This window comes from Streptomyces sp. CY-1, from assembly GCF_047218265.1.
In the GTDB taxonomy this organism is placed as follows: Bacteria; Actinomycetota; Actinomycetes; order Streptomycetales; family Streptomycetaceae; genus Streptomyces; species Streptomyces niphimycinicus.
In genome coordinates this window covers 3929525-3948233 of record NZ_CP178393.1, presented here as the reverse complement: position 1 = coordinate 3948233, position 18709 = coordinate 3929525, and the positions used below count along the sequence as shown (strand labels likewise).

The 18709-nt window shown below is 68.2% G+C and carries 19 protein-coding genes; 11 read left to right on the top strand and 8 right to left on the bottom strand.

Annotated features, from left to right (window positions below):
• Positions 1-81: 81 nt before the first annotated feature.
• Complete coding sequence (locus ACK1X7_RS17205) at positions 82-510, bottom strand: ATP-binding protein (RefSeq protein WP_390793307.1); 429 nt, start codon at positions 508-510, stop codon at positions 82-84.
• 164 nt (positions 511-674) lie between these two features.
• Between ACK1X7_RS17205 and ACK1X7_RS17200 the strand changes: the two genes are divergently transcribed.
• From ACK1X7_RS17200 to ACK1X7_RS17185, 4 genes are read left to right on the top strand one after another with little or no spacing between them, the layout of a single operon-like run.
• On the top strand, positions 675-1523 hold the full coding sequence (locus ACK1X7_RS17200; protein WP_385142206.1) for a Scr1 family TA system antitoxin-like transcriptional regulator: 849 nt from the start codon (positions 675-677) through the stop codon (positions 1521-1523).
• Positions 1524-1533: 10 nt separating this feature from the next.
• Entirely contained in the window at positions 1534-1737 is a 204-nt protein-coding gene (locus ACK1X7_RS17195) for a DUF397 domain-containing protein (protein WP_385142203.1), read from the top strand.
• A gap of 15 nt (positions 1738-1752) precedes the next feature.
• Positions 1753-2502, top strand: a complete 750-nt coding sequence (gene recO, locus ACK1X7_RS17190) for a DNA repair protein RecO (RefSeq protein WP_385142200.1) — start codon at positions 1753-1755, stop codon at positions 2500-2502.
• A 50-nt stretch (positions 2503-2552) separates the two neighbouring features.
• Positions 2553-3389 carry an isoprenyl transferase gene (locus ACK1X7_RS17185; protein ID WP_385142196.1) on the top strand — a complete coding sequence of 279 codons (837 nt, stop codon included), beginning with the start codon at positions 2553-2555 and terminating at the stop codon, positions 3387-3389.
• 77 nt (positions 3390-3466) lie between these two features.
• On the opposite strand, the gene ACK1X7_RS17180 is transcribed toward ACK1X7_RS17185, so the two are convergent.
• Positions 3467-4045, bottom strand: coding sequence for a TetR/AcrR family transcriptional regulator (locus ACK1X7_RS17180; protein WP_364000791.1), 579 nt, complete (start codon positions 4043-4045; stop codon positions 3467-3469).
• A gap of 71 nt (positions 4046-4116) precedes the next feature.
• Here ACK1X7_RS17180 and ACK1X7_RS17175 point away from each other — a divergent pair, with 71 nt between their 5' ends.
• The 5 genes from ACK1X7_RS17175 to ACK1X7_RS17155 all read left to right on the top strand — a co-directional run bounded on the left by ACK1X7_RS17175 (position 4117) and on the right by ACK1X7_RS17155 (position 11125).
• A complete protein-coding gene (locus tag ACK1X7_RS17175) occupies positions 4117-4710 on the top strand; it encodes a dihydrofolate reductase family protein (protein ID WP_385142192.1) in 594 nt (197 codons plus the stop codon).
• 115 nt (positions 4711-4825) lie between these two features.
• On the top strand, positions 4826-5260 hold the full coding sequence (locus ACK1X7_RS17170; RefSeq protein WP_385142190.1) for a VOC family protein: 435 nt from the start codon (positions 4826-4828) through the stop codon (positions 5258-5260).
• Positions 5261-5435: 175 nt separating this feature from the next.
• Entirely contained in the window at positions 5436-5813 is a 378-nt protein-coding gene (locus tag ACK1X7_RS17165; protein ID WP_385142187.1) for a hypothetical protein, read from the top strand.
• Complete coding sequence (locus ACK1X7_RS17160) at positions 5810-10099, top strand: DUF6531 domain-containing protein (protein WP_413115297.1); 4290 nt, start codon at positions 5810-5812, stop codon at positions 10097-10099. Before ACK1X7_RS17165 ends, ACK1X7_RS17160 begins: the two co-directional genes overlap by 4 nt.
• Before the next feature lie 621 nt (positions 10100-10720).
• Positions 10721-11125: a hypothetical protein gene (locus tag ACK1X7_RS17155; RefSeq protein ID WP_413115296.1), complete on the top strand. Its 405-nt coding sequence runs from the start codon at positions 10721-10723 to the stop codon at positions 11123-11125.
• 163 nt (positions 11126-11288) lie between these two features.
• On the opposite strand, the gene ACK1X7_RS17150 is transcribed toward ACK1X7_RS17155, so the two are convergent.
• From ACK1X7_RS17150 to ACK1X7_RS17130, 5 genes are all read right to left on the bottom strand, one after another.
• Positions 11289-12467 carry a Cmx/CmrA family chloramphenicol efflux MFS transporter gene (locus ACK1X7_RS17150; protein WP_413115295.1) on the bottom strand — a complete coding sequence of 393 codons (1179 nt, stop codon included), beginning with the start codon at positions 12465-12467 and terminating at the stop codon, positions 11289-11291.
• A gap of 285 nt (positions 12468-12752) precedes the next feature.
• Positions 12753-13178, bottom strand: a complete 426-nt coding sequence (locus ACK1X7_RS17145; protein ID WP_137965691.1) for a Fur family transcriptional regulator — start codon at positions 13176-13178, stop codon at positions 12753-12755.
• A 181-nt stretch (positions 13179-13359) separates the two neighbouring features.
• Entirely contained in the window at positions 13360-14232 is an 873-nt protein-coding gene (locus tag ACK1X7_RS17140; RefSeq protein ID WP_361498550.1) for a metal ABC transporter permease, read from the bottom strand.
• Position 14233: 1 nt separating this feature from the next.
• The gene (locus ACK1X7_RS17135; protein WP_413115294.1) at positions 14234-15121 is read right to left on the bottom strand and encodes a metal ABC transporter ATP-binding protein; all 888 of its coding nucleotides are present in this window, start codon (positions 15119-15121) and stop codon (positions 14234-14236) included.
• Between the two features lie 11 nt (positions 15122-15132).
• The gene (locus ACK1X7_RS17130; protein ID WP_413115293.1) at positions 15133-16122 is read right to left on the bottom strand and encodes a metal ABC transporter substrate-binding protein; all 990 of its coding nucleotides are present in this window, start codon (positions 16120-16122) and stop codon (positions 15133-15135) included.
• A 150-nt stretch (positions 16123-16272) separates the two neighbouring features.
• Here ACK1X7_RS17130 and ACK1X7_RS17125 point away from each other — a divergent pair, with 150 nt between their 5' ends.
• Together ACK1X7_RS17125 and ACK1X7_RS17120 are read left to right on the top strand one after the other, a co-directional pair.
• Positions 16273-17655: a glycine--tRNA ligase gene (locus tag ACK1X7_RS17125; RefSeq protein WP_361498544.1), complete on the top strand. Its 1383-nt coding sequence runs from the start codon at positions 16273-16275 to the stop codon at positions 17653-17655.
• Between the two features lie 137 nt (positions 17656-17792).
• Positions 17793-18086, top strand: coding sequence for a hypothetical protein (locus tag ACK1X7_RS17120; RefSeq protein WP_228052951.1), 294 nt, complete (start codon positions 17793-17795; stop codon positions 18084-18086).
• Here the strand turns inward: ACK1X7_RS17120 and ACK1X7_RS17115 are convergent.
• Positions 18055-18654 carry a hypothetical protein gene (locus ACK1X7_RS17115; protein ID WP_398160025.1) on the bottom strand — a complete coding sequence of 200 codons (600 nt, stop codon included), beginning with the start codon at positions 18652-18654 and terminating at the stop codon, positions 18055-18057. The genes ACK1X7_RS17120 and ACK1X7_RS17115 overlap by 32 nt on opposite strands.
• Positions 18655-18709 lie beyond the last annotated feature (55 nt).

Here is an 18709-nt window from a genome sequence, read left to right as displayed (position 1 = left end):
GTCGCCCGGACCCTAGAGGGCTTGTCACTAAGCGCACTAGAAGATATACGCAAAGTCACTCAAGGTGCCGTTTCCTCGCCTTCATTCGGCGGCGGGTTCGCGCAGCTCGAACCAGATGTGCTTGCTGGTGGGGCGCAGCCCGTATTCCCAGGTGACGCCCCACGCGTAGGCCAACTCCTGCATCAGGAACAGCCCCCGGCCGCCCTCCTCGTCGGGGGTCGCGTCGCGGGGGTACGGGTGGCGGTCCGGGGAGCCGTCGCGTACGGCGATCGTCGCGATGCGGTCGCGGACGAGGGTGTCGATGTGGATCAGTTGGGTGTTCGTGTGCTGATTGACGTTCGTCACGGCCTCGGAGACCAGGAGTTTCGCCGTGTCCGCGAGGTCGTGCAGGTCGTTGGCCTGGAGGAGGGCGGCGATGGCGTCCCGGCAGACCCTGGGGCTCTTGGGGGAGTTGGGGGCGCTGAGGCGGTAGGCGTACGGGGGTTCGGTGACTGCGGCGACTTCGGGCATGAGGATGCTCCCAACGCGGTGCGTGACTGGTTCGATGCGCTGCGCTACCAGGACCATAAGGCATTGGTGAGCACTCGTGCTATCGCCCAATAGAATTGGTGCTCTGTTTCGATGTGTGGGAACGTCTCACGCAACACTGTGTTCGGGAGCGAAGGGGAGGGCGCATGCCGAGGACGGCCCCGACTGCGCGGCAGCGACGACTGGGCGTGGAACTGCGCAAGCTGCGTGAGCACGCCGGGATGAACGTGGCGCAAGCCGCCCAGCAACTGGGAGTGGATCGGACCCGGATCAGCAACACGGAGGCCGGTCGGTTCGGGGTAAGTGACGAACGCGTAAGGGCGCTCGCCGAGATCTACTCATGCGGCGATCAGGCGTACGTCGACGCCCTTGCGGTCATGGCGACGGAACGCGTCAAAGGCTGGTGGGAGGAATACCGCGGGAAGCTCTCCGCCAGCGCCCTGGATCTCGCCGAGTTGGAACACCACGCTGCGGGCCTGCGTCTGGTGCAGATCATGCACATCCCTGGGCTGTTGCAGACGGAGGACTACGCACGGGCCGTGTTCTCCACGGCTGAGCCGAAGCCGACGCCAGCGCAACTGCGTTGCAGGCTGTCCCACCGCCTGAGGCGCCGGGATGTGCTGGACCGCGAAGATCCGCCGCAGTGCACCTTCCTTATCCACGAGGCCGCGTTGAGACTCCAGTTCGGCGGTAGCAAGGTGGCGCTGCGGCAACTGGAGTACGTTGTGGAGGCATCGGAGCGGGACAACGTGACCGTACGGGTGGTCCCTTTCTCCGCTGGCGGGTTTCCGAACGCGGGGACTTCCACGACGTATGTCACGGGGCCGGTGTCGCAGTTGGATACGGTGCAGCTCGACTCGCCGAACGGCAGCGCCCTCCTGGACGCGGAAACGTACCTGGCCAACTACACGAGAGTTCTCGACCGGACCGAGGCGATGGCCCTGTCTCCCGACGAGACCCGTGACTTCGTTCACGGCATCGCCCATCAACTGTGAAGGTATGGAGATGTCCGACATACAGTGGCAGAAGTCCTCGTACTCGGCCGACGCCGAGGGCAACGCCTGCGTGGAGCTGGCCCACGCCCCCGACGCCGCGATCCTCCTTCGCGAGAGCGACGAGCCGCAGACCGTGATCGCCACCACGCCCGCCGCCCTCCGGGCGCTCACCCGGGCCGCCCGAGCCGGGCGGTTCGATCATCTGTCCCGCTAGGGGACAATGGGCGCCATGAGTCTGTTCCGCGACGACGGCATCGTGCTGCGCACCCAGAAGCTGGGTGAGGCGGACCGGATCATCAGCCTGCTCACCCGCAACAACGGCCGCGTCCGCGCCGTCGCGCGGGGCGTGCGGCGGACGAAGTCGAAGTTCGGGGCGCGGCTCGAACCGTTCAGCCACGTTGACGTGCAGTTCTTCTCGCGCGGTGGTGGCGAGCTGATCGGGCGCGGGCTGCCGCTGTGTACGCAGAGTGAGACGATCGCTCCGTACGGCGGGGCGATCGTCACCGATTACGCCCGCTACACCGCCGGTACGGCCATGCTGGAGACGGCCGAGCGGTTCACCGATCACGAGGGCGAGCCCGCCGTGCAGCAGTATCTGCTGCTCGTCGGCGCCCTGCGCACCCTGGCCGCCGGGGAGCACGAGCCGCATCTCGTGCTGGACGCGTTTCTGCTCCGGTCGCTCGCGGTCAACGGTTACGCACCGAGTTTCGACGACTGCGCCAAGTGCGGGATGCCCGGTCCGAACCGGTTCTTCTCGGTCGGCGCGGGCGGGGTCATCTGCGGAGAGTGCCGGGTGCCCGGAAGCGTCGTACCCTCGGCGGAGTCGCTGACGCTGCTGGGCGCGCTGCTGACGGGGGACTGGGAGACGGCGGACGCGTGTGAGCTGCGGCACGCCCGGGAGGGCAGCGGGCTCGTGGCGGCGTATTTGCACTGGCACCTGGAGCGGGGGCTTCGGTCGCTGCGGTACGTAGAGAAGTAGCAGCACAGGCAGTAGCACAGAGAGCAAGAGCTGAGGGAGACGTGGCAGGCATGGCAGGACGCGGGTTTCTGGGCCGACAGCGGCGCGAGTACCGGATCCCGGAGCCGCACCCGTCCGGCGCCCGGCCGCCGAAGATCCCCGGTGAGCTGGTGCCGCAGCATGTGGCCGTGGTGATGGACGGCAACGGCCGCTGGGCCAAGGAGCGCGGGCTGCCGCGCACCGAGGGGCACAAGGTCGGCGAGGGCGTTGTGCTGGATGTGCTCAAGGGCTGCCTCGAGATGGGCGTGAAGAACCTCTCCCTCTACGCCTTCTCGACCGAGAACTGGAAGCGCTCGCCCGACGAGGTGCGCTTCCTGATGAACTTCAACCGCGATGTCATCCGCCGCCGCCGCGACGAGATGGACGCGATGGGCGTACGGATCCGCTGGGCGGGCCGGATGCCCAAGCTGTGGAAGTCGGTGGCGCAGGAACTCCAGGTCGCTCAGGAGCAGACCAAGGACAACGACGCCATGACCATGTACTTCTGCATGAACTACGGCGGCCGGGCGGAGATCGCGGACGCGGCGAAGGCGCTGGCGGAGGACGTCCGGTCGGGTCGGCTCGATCCGTCGAAGGTGAACGAGAAGACGTTCGCGAAGTACCTCTACTACCCGGACATGCCGGATGTGGACCTCTTCCTGCGCCCGTCGGGCGAGCAGCGCACGTCCAACTACCTGATCTGGCAGAGCGCGTACGCCGAGATGGTGTACCAGGACGTGCTGTGGCCGGACTTCGACCGCCGCGATCTGTGGCGGGCGTGCCTGGAGTACGCCTCGCGGGACCGCCGCTTCGGCGGGGCGATCCCGAACGAGGAGCAGTTGAAGAAGGACGACTCGCCGTCCGAGTAAGCGCGTAGGGCGCGCAGGCGGCGTGCGCGGCGGCCGCTCGCTCCGTCGCCGCCGCGCCTATTCCGCCACCGCCACGCCTATTCCGCCGCCACGATCCGCTCCACCGCGGCCGCCACCAGCCGGTCCCGCTCCGCCTCCGTGAAGACGTCCGGCAAGGTGAGCTGCTCGACGATCAGCCAGTTCAGGGCCAGGATCAGCAGCTTGACGGCCATGGCGTCGCCAGGGAGCCCCGACGCCTCGTGGTAGGCGACGTTGGCATCGACGTCGGCCCGCACCCGCTCGGTGAGGACCTTGCGCAGCGCGGGGCGCCGGGTGGCCTCGAGGCGGAGCTCCAGCAGGGCCAGATAGCCGGTGCGGAACGAGGCGACGCGGCCGACGAGTTCACGCATCAGCTCCACGTAGGTCTCCCGGTCGCGGCCTGCCGCCCGCTGGCGGGCGATCGTGGCCTCGTCGGGCTGGAGCCGCTCATAGACCCGGGCGCCGGCCTGGGTGAGCAGATCGTCGCGGTTGGCGAAGTAGTTGGATGCCGTACCGGCGGGGACGGCGGCCTCGGTGTCCACCGCGCGGAAGGTCAGGCCGCGTGCGCCTTCCCTGGCCAGTACCTCGATCGCAGCGTCGACGAGTGCGGCGCGCCGCTCGTCGTTCCGTCTCACCATTGACACCACTCCAGGTGTAGTACTACGTTCAAACCACTTCAGTCAGAGTACTACGGATGGAGCTTCCAACGATGCGAAAGCTCGTGTACTACGTCGCCGTCACGCTCGATGGCCGCATCGCGGGCCCCGGCGGCGAGTACGACTTCTTCCCCGCAGGCGACGAACAGCAGTCCGCCGCCTACTCGGCCTGGACCAACACGCTGTACCCCGAGACGGTCCCGACCGCCCACCGCGCCATGGTCGGCCTGGCCGACGCGCCCAACCGCCACTTCGACACCGTCGTCATGGGCCTCGGCACCTACCGCCCCGCCCTCGACGCGGGGATCGGCAGCCCGTACGCGCATCTGCGCCAGTACGTGGTGTCCAGCACCCTCAAGCCCGACATCGACCCGGCCGTCACCGTCGTCCCGGGCGATCCGCTCGCCCTCGTACGCGAGCTCAAGCGGGAGGAGGGCACGGGGCTGGATGTGTGGCTCTGCGGCGGTGGCAAGCTCGCGGGTGCCCTTCTGCCCGAGGTCGACGAGCTGGTGATCAAGAACTACCCGGTCGTCGCCGGTGCCGGAATCCCGGCCTTCGACGGCGCCTTCGACCCCACCGTCTTCGACGTCGCCGAGCGCACCGCCTTCCCCGGCGGCGTCACCCTCACCCACCTCACCCGCCGCTGATGCCGCGATGCCCCATGGACGTGTCACAACAGCGGCCGACAGGAGCCGTCCTCCCGACAACATGCGGATCCACATCGGGAAATGAGCAACGGAATCCACCTGCTATGGTGCGCCGATGTCAGCGATCAAGCAGTTCCAAGTCACCTTCGACTGCACAGAGCCTGAGCGCGTCGCTCGCTTTTGGTGTGAGGCGTTGGGGTACGTCGTACCGCCGCCACCGGAGGGGTTTGCCACGTGGGACGATTTCGATCGCTCTCTGCCGCCTGAGCGGCAGGGTTCGGCGTTCGCCTGCGTTGATCCCTCGGGTGTGGGCCCGCGACTGTTCTTTCAGCGCGTTCCCGAAGGCAAGGTCGTCAAGAATCGGGTGCATCTTGACGTGCGAGTCGGCACCGGCCTCGTGGGTGAAGAGCGCCTCGCCGCGCTCGAAGCCGAGTGCGCACGACTGGTCCCGCTCGGCGCGGTACGCGTGCGAGTGCTGCTTGCCGATGACCACAATGAGTCGTGCATCGTGATGCAGGACATCGAGGGCAACGAGTTCTGTCTCGACTGAGCATCCTCCGAGACGGCGAGGTGGGGCCCTCTCCCCTGGGCCTCTCTTGAAGGTGGTCCCGTATGGGGCGAGCGGTTCTTTACTCGCTGTAGGGCCCACATTGAACGGTCCGTGATGATCGCCGCCCTAGGCTGAGAGCTTTGTACGACAAACGCTCGGCGGGGGGAGGCGTCGCATGGGCGGCAGCAGCGGCGGCGGCAAGGTCCTGGACATCAAGGTGGCGGACATCAAGTCCGTCGCGCCCACCTTCCACCACCAGTCGGTGAAGCTGAGTGAGGCGCTGACCAAGCTGATCACGACGCTGGACGGCTATGGGGAGCCGTGGGGGGACGACAAGCCCGGTAAGGACTTCGGCAAGCAGTACAAGCCGAACCAGAAGCACATCGAGTCGGCGGCCGGCATTCTCGTCCTCGGGCTGACCAGCATCTATGAGGCGATGAACGACATGGCCGACGGTCATGTCGACAACGACAAGCTCATCGAGGGCATGTTCACCAAGGCCAAGCACGGCTCGGGTCATGATCAGGGTCCGGGCGCGGGCGGCCATCGGTGAGTTTCGGCAGCGAGATCGAGGAGAAGGCCAAGGCCCTCCTCATGAAGCTCGGCATGTGGTGGCCGGACGCCAACTCCGGCACCTTGCGCCACGCGGCCGACGCCTGGCGGACGTTCGCCGACAGCGTGGACGATGTGCGGGTCGCCACCGACAAGGCGGCCACGACGCTCATCCACCACAACAAGGGCGAGGCGATCGACGCCTTCGAGACCTTCTGGGGGCGTTACGCCAAGGGCAAGGACGAGGGCTGGCTGAGCAATCTCGCCAAGTCGGCCCGGAACATGGCCAAGGCGCTGGACAAGTTCGCCGACACCGTCGATGACGCGATCGAGAAGCTGTGGACGCAGATCAGCATCGATGCCGTCGCGCTCGTCGGCGGTGGGCTGCTGACCATCGTCACCGGGGGCGCCTCGGACGGGGTGGCGGCGGAGATCATCGCCATGGCCGCCGGTCTGGGCGTCGCCGTGGAGGAAGCGGTCGCCGTCATCGCGGCGGAGATGCTGACGGGCGCGGTCTTCACCAGCGTGCTGTCGGTGACGATCGACGCGGCCGTGGCCCAGCCGGTGAAGATCGCTCTGGGGCAGCAGAAGGGCTTCAGCCTGGACGAGGTCAACCAGGCCGCCAAGGACGGCATGATCGACGGCGGGATCTTCGGCGCCGGACTGGGCGTCCTCAAGCCCGGTGTGATGCCGAAGCTGACCGGCGTCCCGGACCTGCTCAAGCCCCCGAAGGTGCCCTCGCTGCGCCCGAACCTCGTCGAGGAGGGCCCGGCCGCCCGCCCGACCAAGAAGTGCCCCTGCACGGGTGAGCCGATCGACATCGCGACCGGCGCGATGCTGATGGAGCAGACCGATCTGACGCTGCCCGGTTCGCTGCCGCTGGTCTTCGAGCGCACCCATGTGTCCTCGTACCGGGGCGGGGTGTGGTTCGGCCCGACCTGGACCAGCCTGCTGGACGAGCGGATCCAACTGGACGCGGAGGGCGTCGTGTTCGCCGCCGCGGACGGGATGCGGCTGGTGTATCCGGTGCCGGAGCCGGGGGTGCCGACGCTGCCCGCGAAGGGTGCGCGGTGGCCGCTGGAGTGGGACGGCAAACCGGACGGCGTCATGACCGTCACCGATCCGGAGGCGGGTGTGGTGCGGACCTTCGTCCGCCCCGCCGCCACGGAGGAGCCGGGCGCGGTCCATCTGCCGCTGGAGAGCGTGCAGGACCGCAACGGCGCCCGCATCGACATCGAACGCGCCCTGAGCGGCGCCCCGCTGGCCGTCCGCCACTCCGGGGGCTACTACCTGGCCATCGACACCGAGGGCCAGCGGGTCACCGCGCTGCGGCTCCTGGACGAGCCGCCGTCGGTCTACGCCCCCGAGCGGAGCCGCGAGGGCGGCACGGTGGTGATGCGCTACGGCTACGACGAAGCGGGCAACCTTACGGAGGTCACCAACTCCAGCGGCGAGCCGCTGCGCTTCACGTACGACGCCCAGGGGCGGGTGACCTCCTGGACCGACCGCAACGGCACGTCGTTCCGGTATGTGTACGGGCCGGACGGGAAGGTGGTGCGCACCGAGGGCAGCGACGGCGTCTACAACGGCGGCCTGGAGTACGACGACGAGGCGCGGACGACGGTCTACACGGACTCGCTCGGCCACCGCACGACGTACCGCTACAACGCCGACGGGCAGTTGGTCGAGGAGACCGATCCGCTGGGCCACACCACGCTGACGGAGTGGGACGCGCGTGGCGACTGTAAGGTCGCGGTGACGGATCCGCTGGGGCGTACGACGCGCTACGGGTATGACGAGGACGGCAACCTGACCGGCGTCACCCTCCCGGACGGGGCGCGGGCGGAGGCCAGGTACAACGCGCTGTGCCTGCCGCTGGAGGTCACCGAGCCGGGCGGCGGCACGTGGCGCCACACGTACGACGACACGGGGAACCTGACCGCCACCACGGACCCGACGGGGTCGACCACCACCTACGCGTACACCGACCGGGGCCACTTGGCCGAGGTGACGGACGCGCTGGGCAACACCACGCGTCTGAGCACGGACCGGGCCGGACTCCCCATCGCCGTGACGGACCCGCTGGGCCACACCACGAGCGTCCGCCGGGACACCTTCGGCCGGGTGGTCGAGGCGACGGATCCGCTGGGCCACACCACCCGGATGGGCTGGACGACGGAGGGCAAACCGGCGTGGCGCGAGGAGCCGGACGGGTCCCGGGAGAGCTGGACCTGGGACGGCGAGGGCAACCTCCTCACCCACACGGACCCGGCGGGCCACACCACCCACCAGACCTCCACCCACTTCGACGTCCCCGCCACCCGCACGGAGCCGGACGGCGCGAGGTACGCCTTCGCGTACGACACCGAGCTGCGCCTGACCGAGGTCACCAACCCGCAGGGCCTGACCTGGACCTACACCTACGACCCGGCGGGCCGCCTCACCACCGAGACCGACTTCAACGGCCGCACCCTCGCCTACACCCACGATGCGGCCGGCGACCTGCTGACCCGGACGAACGGCGCGGGCGAGACGCTGCACTTCACCCGGGACGCGCTGGGCCGCACGACGGAACAACGCGACGAGGCGGGCGCACGGACGACGTATGCCTACGACGCGCAGGGTGCCCTGACGCGAGCGGCGAATCCGGACGTTGAGCTGAGCCTGGAACGGGACGTGCTGGGCCGCGTCCTGTCAGAAACGGTCAACGGCCGCACGACGAGGTACGCGTATGACGCGGTGGGCCGCCGCACCGAACGCACGACGCCGTCCGGCCTGACGAGCGCCTGGACCTACGACGCGGCAGGCCGCCCAACGTGCCTCGGCAACGGTTCGGGGACCCTCTCCTTCACGTACGACGCGGCGGGCCGGGAGACGGAACGCCGCGTGGGCGAGGCCGTGAGCCTGACCCAGACCTGGGACCGAACGGACCGCCTCACCACACAGACCCTCACCCACGACCCGGGGGCGGCAGACCGCATCCTCCAGCACCGTTCGTACGCCTACCGCCCGGACGGCCACCTGACCGAGATCCGCGAACTCACCTCCGGAACCCGCCGCTTCGACCTGGACCCGGTCGGCCGTGTGAAGGCGGTCCACGCCCATGGCTGGACGGAAACCTACGCCTACGACCCGGCAGGCAACCTCACCCACGCCACAGCACCCGCCCACGCGTCGCCCGGCGACCGCGCATTCACCGGCACTCTGATCCACAGCGCGGGCCGCACGACGTACGAACACGACCCCCAGGGCCGCCTGACCCGCCGCACCCGCAAACTCCTCAACGGCCAGACGCGGACCTGGACCTACACCTGGAACGCCGAAGACCGCCTGACGGACGCGACAACTCCGGACGGCGACCGCTGGCACTACAGGTACGACCCCCTCGGCCGCCGCATATCGAAACAGCGCCTCGGCGAAGACGGCACGGTCACCGAATCGGTGGACTTCACATGGGAAGACACCCGCCTGGCCGAGCAATCCACCCACGAGGGCAAACACACCACCTGGGACTACGCCCCAGGCACCCACCGTCCCCTCACCCAAACCGACCACACCCCGCTGATCCGGGAGCCCGGCACATCCCTCATCGAGAAATTCACGGGCGCCGACGACGAGACGCCACCCGGCTTCCACGCGATCATCACGGACTTGGTCGGCACCCCCACAGAACTGGTCACCCCTGACGGAGACCTGTCCTGGCAACACCGCACCACCCTCTGGGGCACCCACTTCCCCTCCCGGGCGAACACCTCAAAGGTCGACTGTCCCCTCCGCTTCCCCGGCCAATACGCCGACACCGAAACGGGCCTGCACTACAACTACTTCCGCCACTACGACCCGGAAACGGCCCGCTATGTCAGTCCCGATCCTCTTGGGCTTGAAGCTGGACCTCATCACCATAGTTATGCCTTCAACCCGCTCTCGCAGATCGACCCCCTTGGTCTGAAGTGTCTTGACCCCGCTGACGCCGAGAACCACCAAGCCGCGCGTGGCACCGCTGTTGACGGGCAAGGAAATATGCTCGGGAAAGAAGACAGTCCGGGTGTGAGGATGGTGAGCGAAGACGAACTCAAGCGGGTGCGCGCTGGGCTGCACCAAGAGCTAGGAGCTCCCGAGGTAAAACATACGCCCAAGGGTGACATCGAAGTATGGCATCTATCGGATGACCCGAAAGCCACTGTGACGTATCGCCCCTTCAGTAAGTCCGGTGGACCCACCATCGATTACAATGGTGTGGATGGCTTGGGGATGAAAAGGTTTCATATACCACAGCACGGGAGCTGATCAATTGGGTACTCGTGACGACTACGAACGAGAGCTCCAGTACCTATTGGACTACGCCCGGGATGATTGGGTGGGCTTCTCTGTCATCAGCGGCACGGTCGCATCCCTTCTCGGGAAGGGCGCCACTCGTCAGGAGTTGGTGAGCTTGTCGCTCCGGGTCATTGGCGATCTCTATGACAGAGGGGTTCGTGCCGGAGACCTTACTTCATCCGAAGCGCACCCATTCTCTCCTTGGTCCACAGAAAAACAGGGGACCCTGGACAGGATCGAGTCGGAGATGCGGAAGCTCCCAGAATTGCCAGACTCGGGTGATATCTGCTGGTTCACGGTCCCTTGAGGCATGGTTTGGCAGGCGCGGAAGCAACCGTGAAACCTGAAGAGTCCAGAAGTTCGATCCTGGATCGAAAGTCTCACGGTACTCCTGGCTTTGTGGACTTTCTTACTCACAATTGCAGTGTCGGACTCCTCCGGAGAGTTGGTCGGCGAACTGCTGCTATGGGTAAGCAATGATGGTCTGTCGGCTTTGGAATATTCTTGAACACCGACGAGACGCCTGTGGAACTTCCTGATCCAAACGACGTGACCGTTGCCGTGGAACAGTAATTGGCGTGGTGGAGGCGTATGCAGCTTGACGCTTTGATCGGGCGTATCGTGCTGGGCATCAAGGGCATCTCCTACCTTCCCGCAGAAGAGGAAGGATCGGAATTGTCGCTCGAGGGTCTTGAATTTATTCTCGAGAATTCTGAGTCCCTGAGCTTCACTGCGGGGACGAACTGGGCTCTGCGTGTGGAGAAAGGGGAGTGGCCAGGACTTCCTCGATGGTGCTATCCGTCCGGATCGTGGCAGTACAGTGATGTTCACCCTCTTGCTGTGGAACTCTCTAGCAGGGTCTGCAACGTGGAGAAGCACATTAATGCGCTCGCGGAACTGACTGGAGTGGATGTCCAATTCGAGAATGGATCCCGAGTCTCTGTCGCCTCTGGACGAGTGTTCACGGTGATGTTTATTCCCGCCAGCGTGAGCTGATCCACCGGGGCAGCCCTTGCGGAAACGTCGTTTAACACAGTAGTTGCGCTATATCAAGCGTTTTCTGGAGGGGGGCACGGGAGGGGTCGCATCGAGTGCGACGTCAGGCCCAGCAGACCCCCTGCTGGTTGTCCGACGTCGCACTCGACCCCGGGCCGGTGTGTTATCCGGTTTCCTCGGCGCCCACGCCGGCAACCCCTGCCCGCGAAGCGGCAACAGCAGCCACCGCCGTCGCGGCCAGCGCGGCGCTGACCCATACCGCGCCCCGGTAGTCGCCAGCCGTCTCTGTCACGACGCCCGCGATCAACGGGCCCAGGAAGGCGCCCGCGTTCAGCGCGACCGTGGCGAACGAGCCGCCCAGTGAAGGGGCCTGGGAGGCGGTACGCATGACCCGGGTGACGAGGGTTGAGCCGATGCCGAAGGACAGGCCGCCCTGGAGGATCGTCACGATGAAGAGCGGGGCCGTATAGGGGCTGGCCAGCGCCAGCAAAGCCCAGCCCACGGGCAGGGTGCACAGCGCCAGGAGCAGGCCCCTCCCGAACTCGCCGTCGGACCCGCCGTCGGCCCTACGGCCGGCCGTGGTCACCCCTGCGAAGGCGCCCACTCCGAACGCGGCGAGAAGGGCGGGGACGGCGGCGTCGGGGAGGTGGGTGATGTCCGTGGCGATGACGGCCAGGTAGGCGAAGGTCGCGAAGGTCGCCCCGTTGACCACGGCCGCCAGGACCATGGCCCACTGCACCGGGCGCGATGCCAGCACACGCGCTTCCCGCCTGATCGACACATCCTCCTGACCAGCCGCGTCGGCGGGCGCCTGGCGGAAGACCAGGGCCAGTGCGGGCAGGCACAAGACGGCCACGGCCCAGAACGCGGAGCGCCAGCCGGACCACTCCCCGAGCAACGCCCCCGCGGGGACGCCCGCGACGCACGACAGCGTGACCCCGGACAGCAGAACGGCGGTGGCCCTGGCGTGCCGCGCCGCCGGTACGAGGGCCGTCGCGACGGACATCGCGACCGCCAGGAAACCGGCATTGGCGACCGCGGCGACGATACGAGTACCGAACAGCACGGCGAAGTCCGTCGTCACCGCGCCGATCACGTGCACGACGACGAACGCCGTTAGAAACGCCGCCAGCGCGCGACGCCGGGGCCAACGCGCGCTCAGCGCGGCCATCACCGGGGCGCCGACGATCATCCCGATCGCGTACGCGGACGTCAGGCTCGCCGCGGCTCCCACCGACACGGAGAGGTCTTGGGCGATGCCCGGTACGAGGCCGGACAGCATGAACTCGGATGTTCCTTGCGCGAAGACAGCGAGCGCGAGGACGTAGAGAAAGACAGGCAAGAGGTCGACTCCAGCGAAGAGCGGATGCGGGCGGGAACAGCCGCGTGCTGGATGTCGGACTACGCCATGACGAGCCATGAATACGTCATGACTACGCCGTGGATACGACGAGCCCGAGAGGGAACCAGACACACGGAGTCGTGTCCGGTCGCTGGAAGCGAGATCGACCCAAAAAGTCAGGTCAGCGGTTCAGACAACTGCTCGCCGCCGAACGACCGGCGGCTCCGCTCTGTCCGATTCAGGGCTCGTCACATCGGGCACCGTATCCACAACGCCCGACCTGGATCAATCCTGGGCAGCCTTCGCCGCCGCGCAGTCGCCGCAGGTGCCGAAGATCTCGATCGTGTGGGCCACGTCCACGAAGCCGTGCTCGGCGGCGATCGCGTCGGCCCATTTTTCGACGGCGGGGCCCTCCACCTCCACCGCCTTGCCGCAGGCGCGGCAGACCAGGTGGTGGTGGTGCTCCTCGCTGTTGCAGCGGCGGTAGACCGCCTCGCCCTCGGTGGTGCGGAGGACGTCGACCTCGCCGGCGTCGGCCAGGGACTGGAGGGTGCGGTAGACGGTGGTCAGGCCCACCGAGTCGCCTCGGTGCTTGAGCATGTCGTGGAGCTCCTGCGCACTGCGGAACTCGTCCACCTCGTCCAGTGCCGCCGCCACCGCGGCGCGCTGCCTGGTGGACCGGCCGCGTACTGGGGGACCCGCGGTCACCACGGCTGCCTCCTCAACCTCACATGCTCCGTCGCTCTCAGGGCTCTCTCCGCGCCCACTGCGTCTTCTGCCCGGCCATTGTGCCAGTTAACGCTCGGGGGACGGACGAGAGCGACAGACTGGGGGACGGGCCGAGCGGTGGGCCGTGGGGCGGGTCGTGCGGTGGGCCGTGCGAGTACGTGGACTATACGAGTACATCGTCCCTCACCGTGCACCCTTCCCCGGCCGCTGCCACCCGTTGGGCGCGTCTTTTCGCCAGGGGTGCGGCCAGGGCCGTGATCGCGGCGAAGACGCCGATGGCGAGGACGACGATGCTCGCGCCGGGCGGGACGTTCTTGTAGAAGGAGAAGACCGTGCCGGACAGGGTCACCACGACGCCGATGGTGATCGCCAGCGCGAGCGTCATCGCGAAGCCCCGGGTGGCCTGCTGAGCGGCGGCGACCGGGACCACCATCAGGGCGCTGACCAGGAGCAGGCCCACGACGCGCATGGCGACGGTGACCGTGACGGCCGCGGTGACGGCCAGCAGCAGGTTGAGTGTGCGCACCGGGAGGCCGGTCACCCGGGCGAACTCCTCGTCCTGGCAGACCGCGAACAACTGGCGGCGCAGCCCCAGCGTGATCAGTACGACGAAGGCGGCCAGGAGGGAGATCGCGACGACGTCCTCGGGGGAGACCGTGGTGATCGAGCCGAAGAGATAGGTGGTGAGGTTGGCGTTGGAGCCGGTCGGCGAGAGGTTGATCAGCAGCACACCGCCCGCCATCCCGCCGTAGAAGAGCATCGCGAGGGCGAGATCGCCACGGGTCTTGCCGTACCAGCGGATCAGCTCCATGGCGATCGCGCCGAGTGCGGAGACGGCGACGGCGGTCCATACGGGGTTGGCGCCGGTCAGGAAGCCGAGGGCGACGCCGGTGAGGGCGACATGGCCGATCCCGTCGCCCATGATCGCCTGGCGGCGCTGGACGAGGTAGATGCCGACGGCGGGCGCGGTGATGCCCACCAGGACGGCGGCGAGCAGGGCCCGCTGCATGAAGGCGTAGTCGAGGATCTCGAGCATCTCAGGTCAGCAACCCTGTCCGGATCGGTTCGGCGTCGGGCGCCGCATGGGGATGGACGTGATCGTGGCCGGGCAGCGCATGCTGGCCCACGGCCTTGGGCGGCGGTCCGTCGTGGACCACACAGCCGTCGCGGAGCACCACCGCGCGGTCGATCAGCGGCTCCAGCGGGCCGAGCTCATGGAGGACGAGGAGGACCGTGGCGCCGGCGGCGACCTGCTCGCGGAGGGTGCCCGCGAGGATCTCCTGGCTGGCGAGGTCCACCCCGGCCATCGGCTCGTCCATGATCAGCAGTTCCGGTTCGCCCGCGAGGGCGCGGGCGATCAGCACGCGCTGGTGCTGGCCGCCGGAGAGGGCGCTCACCGGGTCCCGGGCGCGGTCGGCCATGCCGACGAGCTCCAGGGCCCGCTGAACGGCCGCCCGGTCCGCCTTGCGCGGCGGGCCGAACCGGCGGCGGGCCAGCCGGCCCGCCGAGACGACCTCGCGTACGGTCGCGGGGACGCCGCTGGCGGCGGTGGTGCGCTGCGGTACGTAGCCGATCCGGGCCCAGTCGCGGAACCGGCGGCGGGGGGTGCCGAAGAGGGCCAGCTCACCGCCGGTGAGCGGCACCTGGCCGACGATGGACCGTACGGCGGTGGACTTCCCCGAGCCGTTGGCGCCGAGCAGCGCCACGACCTCGCCGCGGCGGACGGTCAGATCGATGCCGCGCAGCACGGGGCGGCCACCGAGGGTGGCGGTGGCGCCGCGCAGGGATATGGGGTCCGCGGTCGTGTGGGGACCTGGATGTCGGGCCGTGGTCGGGGCTATGTCCGGTTCCTCGGCCACCCCGGTTTCCCGGGCCACCCCGGTTTCCCGGGCCACCCCGGTTTCCCGGGCCTCCTCGGCTTCCATGGCTTTCTCCCTCACTTGGCGCCCAGCGCCTTCTTCAGGGCCTTCAGATTGGATCGCATGACCTGGAGGTAGTCGTCGCCCCTGGACTTGTCGCCGATGCCCTCAATGGGATCGAGCACATCGGTCCGCAGATGGAGATCGCCCGCCAGCGTCTTCGCCGTCCGGTCGCTCACCAGGGTCTCGAAGAAGACGGTGTTGACCTTGTCCTTCTTGGCGACGCTGTGCAGCCCCTTGATCCGGGCCGGGCTGGGCTCGGACTCGGGGTCGAGCCCGGAGATCGCCTCCTGCCGCAGGCCGTAGCGCTCGGCGAGATAGCCGAAGGCGGCGTGGGTCGTGATGAAGGTGTCCGAAGAACGGTCCTTCAAACCGCTCCGGAAGTCCTGGTCGAGCGTGGTCAGCTCCTTGACCAGGGCGGTGGTGTTCTTCTTGTACGTCGTGGCGTGATCGGGGTCGGCCTTCTCCAGCGCCTTGCCGACGCCCTTGGCGACCTGGGCGTAGCGCACCGGGTCCAGCCAGATGTGGGGGTCGGCGGCGGCGTCGCCGGAGTGGGCGTGGCCCTTGTGCCCTTCCTCGCCTTCATGGCCGCCTTCGCCCCCGTGGTCGTGGTCGCCCTCGACCTCGGTGCCGTGGTCCTCCAGCGTGGTGTACGAGGCGGCGTCGGCGACGTGCTTCGGCTCGGCCTGTCCGATGGCCCGGTCGACGGAGGGCTGGAGCCCCTTGAGATAGACCACCAGACCGGCCTTGCTGAGATCGGCGGTCTGCCGGGGGCTGATCTCCAGATCGTGCGGTTCGACACCGGGCTTGGTCAGGGAGGACACATGGATGGCGTCCCCGCCGATCCGCTGGGCGAGGAACTGTAGGGGATAGAACGACGCCACCACGTCCAGCTTGCCGTCCGTCCTTCCGTCTCCGGTGTTGGAGGAGCAGGCTGTGAGGGTGGTCAGACCCAGTGCGGCGGCTCCGACGAGGGCGGTGGTGGGCCTGAGGCGGCGTATGTTCATGACTCTCATTTTCAACAAAGATGGAAACGATTGTCAACAAGTGTCCTCTTGCTGATCGCTTCGACTACCGATTTGATCCGGGGGGTGCCGCCGCCGGTAACCTGAAGCATTCGCTTCGTCGTCAATGTCGTCATCAATGAAGAGAGCACCGTGGCCGCCGACAAGATCGACACCATCGTCAGCCTCAGCAAGCGCCGTGGCTTCGTCTACCCGTGCAGCGAGATCTACGGCGGCCAGCGAGCCGCCTGGGACTACGGACCGCTCGGTGTGGAGCTGAAGGAGAACATCAAGCGGCAGTGGTGGCGTTCGATGGTCACCTCTCGTGACGACGTCGTCGGACTCGACTCGTCCGTGATCCTGGCCCGTGAGGTGTGGGAGGCGTCCGGCCACGTCGCCACCTTCACGGACCCGCTCACCGAGTGCACCTCCTGTCACAAGCGGTTCCGCGCGGACCACCTGGAGGAGGCGTACGAGGCCAAGCACGGCCGGCTCCCCGAGAACGGCCTGGCCGACGTCAACTGCCCGCACTGCGGCAACAAGGGCAGCTTCACCGAGCCCAAGCAGTTCTCCGGGCTGCTCTCCACCCACCTCGGCCCGACCCAGGACTCCGGCTCGGTCGCGTATCTGCGCCCCGAGACCGCCCAGGGCATCTTCACCAACTTCCTCGCCGTCCAGCAGACCTCGCGCCGGAAGCCGCCGTTCGGCATCGCGCAGCTCGGCAAGTCGTTCCGCAACGAGATCACGCCGGGGAACTTCATCTTCCGCACGCGTGAATTCGAGCAGATGGAGATGGAGTTCTTCGTCAAGCCGGGCGAGGACGAGACGTGGCACGAGTACTGGATGGAGCAGCGCTGGAACTGGTACCGGGACCTCGGTATCCAGGAGGCGAACATCCGGTGGTACGACCACCCCAAGGAGAAGCTCTCCCACTACTCCAAGCGCACCGCTGACATCGAGTACCGCTTCAGCTTCGGCGGCTCGGAGTGGGGTGAGCTGGAGGGCGTGGCCAACCGCACCGACTACGACCTGAAGGCGCACTCGGCGGCGTCCGGCCAGGACCTGTCGTACTTCGACCAGGAGGCCGGCGAGCGCTGGACCCCCTACGTCATCGAGCCGGCGGCGGGCGTGGGCCGCGCGATGCTGGCCTTCATGCTCGACGCGTACGTCGAGGACGAGGCGCCCAACGCCAAGGGCAAGATGGAGAAGCGCACCGTGATGCGGCTCGACCCGCGGCTGGCGCCGGTCAAGGTCGCGGTGCTGCCGCTGTCCCGCAACCCGCAGCTCTCGCCGAAGGCCAAGGGGCTCGCGGCGGACCTGCGCAAGCACTGGAACATCGAGTTCGACGACGCGGGCGCGATCGGCCGCCGCTACCGTCGCCAGGACGAGATCGGCACGCCCTTCTGCGTCACGGTGGACTTCGACACCCTCGACGACAACGCCGTGACGGTGCGTGAGCGCGACACGATGAAGCAGGAGCGGGTCTCCCTCGACCAGATCCAGTCCTACCTGGGCGGCCGTCTGATCGGCTGCTGACCTGGCTCGGGCCAGCGCGCCCGGACCACGGGCACCGGACACATACCCGACGACGGGCTCCGGCGCCGCGGACGCTATGTCCGTGGCGCCGGGGCCCGTCGGCTCGGCAGAACGGGGGTTCACCAATCGTGCGAGGCGTGACACATCACATCACCGCCACCCGCGAGGACGGCACGGTCTTCGAGGTGAGCTACGGCTACGGCCCGGGGCAGCGGCGGCTGCTCGGCTGCGAGCACTGCGACTGGCAGGAGCGGATCACCTCCGGCGGTGCCCGCCACAAGGGCCTCGATCACCTCGCCCAGGCGCACGGAGCCCTCGGCTCGCCGCGGATGACCGCCGACGCGGCGGCACGGCGGCAGGTCCTCCTGATCATGCTGGCCTGTTTCGCGGCGGCCGCGGTCATTCTGTGGTGGGCCGCCTCGCAGGGGTGAGCGGCCTCGCAGGGGTGAGCCGCGGGTCGTCGCGGACGGTCCGCCGTCCCCGGCCGAGCGCCAGCGCCGTGCACAGCGCCGCCAGCGGCAGCTCCGCGCAGGCCGCCATCGCGACCGCCATCGCCAGTTCCCCGCCCGGCGCGGCGGTCACCGTGTCGAACCACGCGTCCACCACGAGCAGCGCTCCCGTCGCCGCCGCGGTCAGGCGATGGCGGTCGTCACCGCGTCCGCGGAGCGCGGCGGTGGAGAGCAGTCCGAGCGCCTCGAGGGCGTCCAGGCCCACCCACGCGACGTTCCAGTGGCCGACCTGGGCCGTGGACGGCACCGTCCGGGCCAGTACGTACAGCCAGGGGAGCAGCGCCGCACCCGAGGCCAGCAGCACCGACTCCGGCCGTATGCGCCGCGGCGGAAGCGCGAAGCGCGCCTTCCGCGCGGTGCGCGCGTCGGTGGCCGGGGCGGCGGCGGGAGTGGGGGCGTACAGGGCGGTCATGGGGCGGATCTCCTTCCGGGCCCGCTCGTTGTCGGGCATGCCCTCAGCCTTGTCGGCGCCGCCGCCGGTGTCGGTCACACCAGTTGCCGACTTGGGGTGGCACTAGTTGCACCCCGAATCCGGGCATGTGGTC

Coding starts and splice junctions, on each gene's coding strand:
- ACK1X7_RS17205 (WP_390793307.1), bottom strand. CDS start 510: ATGCCCGAAGTCGCCGCAGTCACCGAACCCCCGTACGCCTACCGCCTC.
- ACK1X7_RS17200 (WP_385142206.1), top strand. CDS start 675: ATGCCGAGGACGGCCCCGACTGCGCGGCAGCGACGACTGGGCGTGGAA.
- ACK1X7_RS17195 (WP_385142203.1), top strand. CDS start 1,534: ATGTCCGACATACAGTGGCAGAAGTCCTCGTACTCGGCCGACGCCGAG.
- recO (WP_385142200.1), top strand. CDS start 1,753: ATGAGTCTGTTCCGCGACGACGGCATCGTGCTGCGCACCCAGAAGCTG.
- ACK1X7_RS17185 (WP_385142196.1), top strand. CDS start 2,553: ATGGCAGGACGCGGGTTTCTGGGCCGACAGCGGCGCGAGTACCGGATC.
- ACK1X7_RS17180 (WP_364000791.1), bottom strand. CDS start 4,045: ATGGTGAGACGGAACGACGAGCGGCGCGCCGCACTCGTCGACGCTGCG.
- ACK1X7_RS17175 (WP_385142192.1), top strand. CDS start 4,117: ATGCGAAAGCTCGTGTACTACGTCGCCGTCACGCTCGATGGCCGCATC.
- ACK1X7_RS17170 (WP_385142190.1), top strand. CDS start 4,826: ATGTCAGCGATCAAGCAGTTCCAAGTCACCTTCGACTGCACAGAGCCT.
- ACK1X7_RS17165 (WP_385142187.1), top strand. CDS start 5,436: ATGGGCGGCAGCAGCGGCGGCGGCAAGGTCCTGGACATCAAGGTGGCG.
- ACK1X7_RS17155 (WP_413115296.1), top strand. CDS start 10,721: ATGCAGCTTGACGCTTTGATCGGGCGTATCGTGCTGGGCATCAAGGGC.
- ACK1X7_RS17140 (WP_361498550.1), bottom strand. CDS start 14,232: ATGCTCGAGATCCTCGACTACGCCTTCATGCAGCGGGCCCTGCTCGCC.
- ACK1X7_RS17135 (WP_413115294.1), bottom strand. CDS start 15,121: ATGGAAGCCGAGGAGGCCCGGGAAACCGGGGTGGCCCGGGAAACCGGG.
- ACK1X7_RS17130 (WP_413115293.1), bottom strand. CDS start 16,122: ATGAACATACGCCGCCTCAGGCCCACCACCGCCCTCGTCGGAGCCGCC.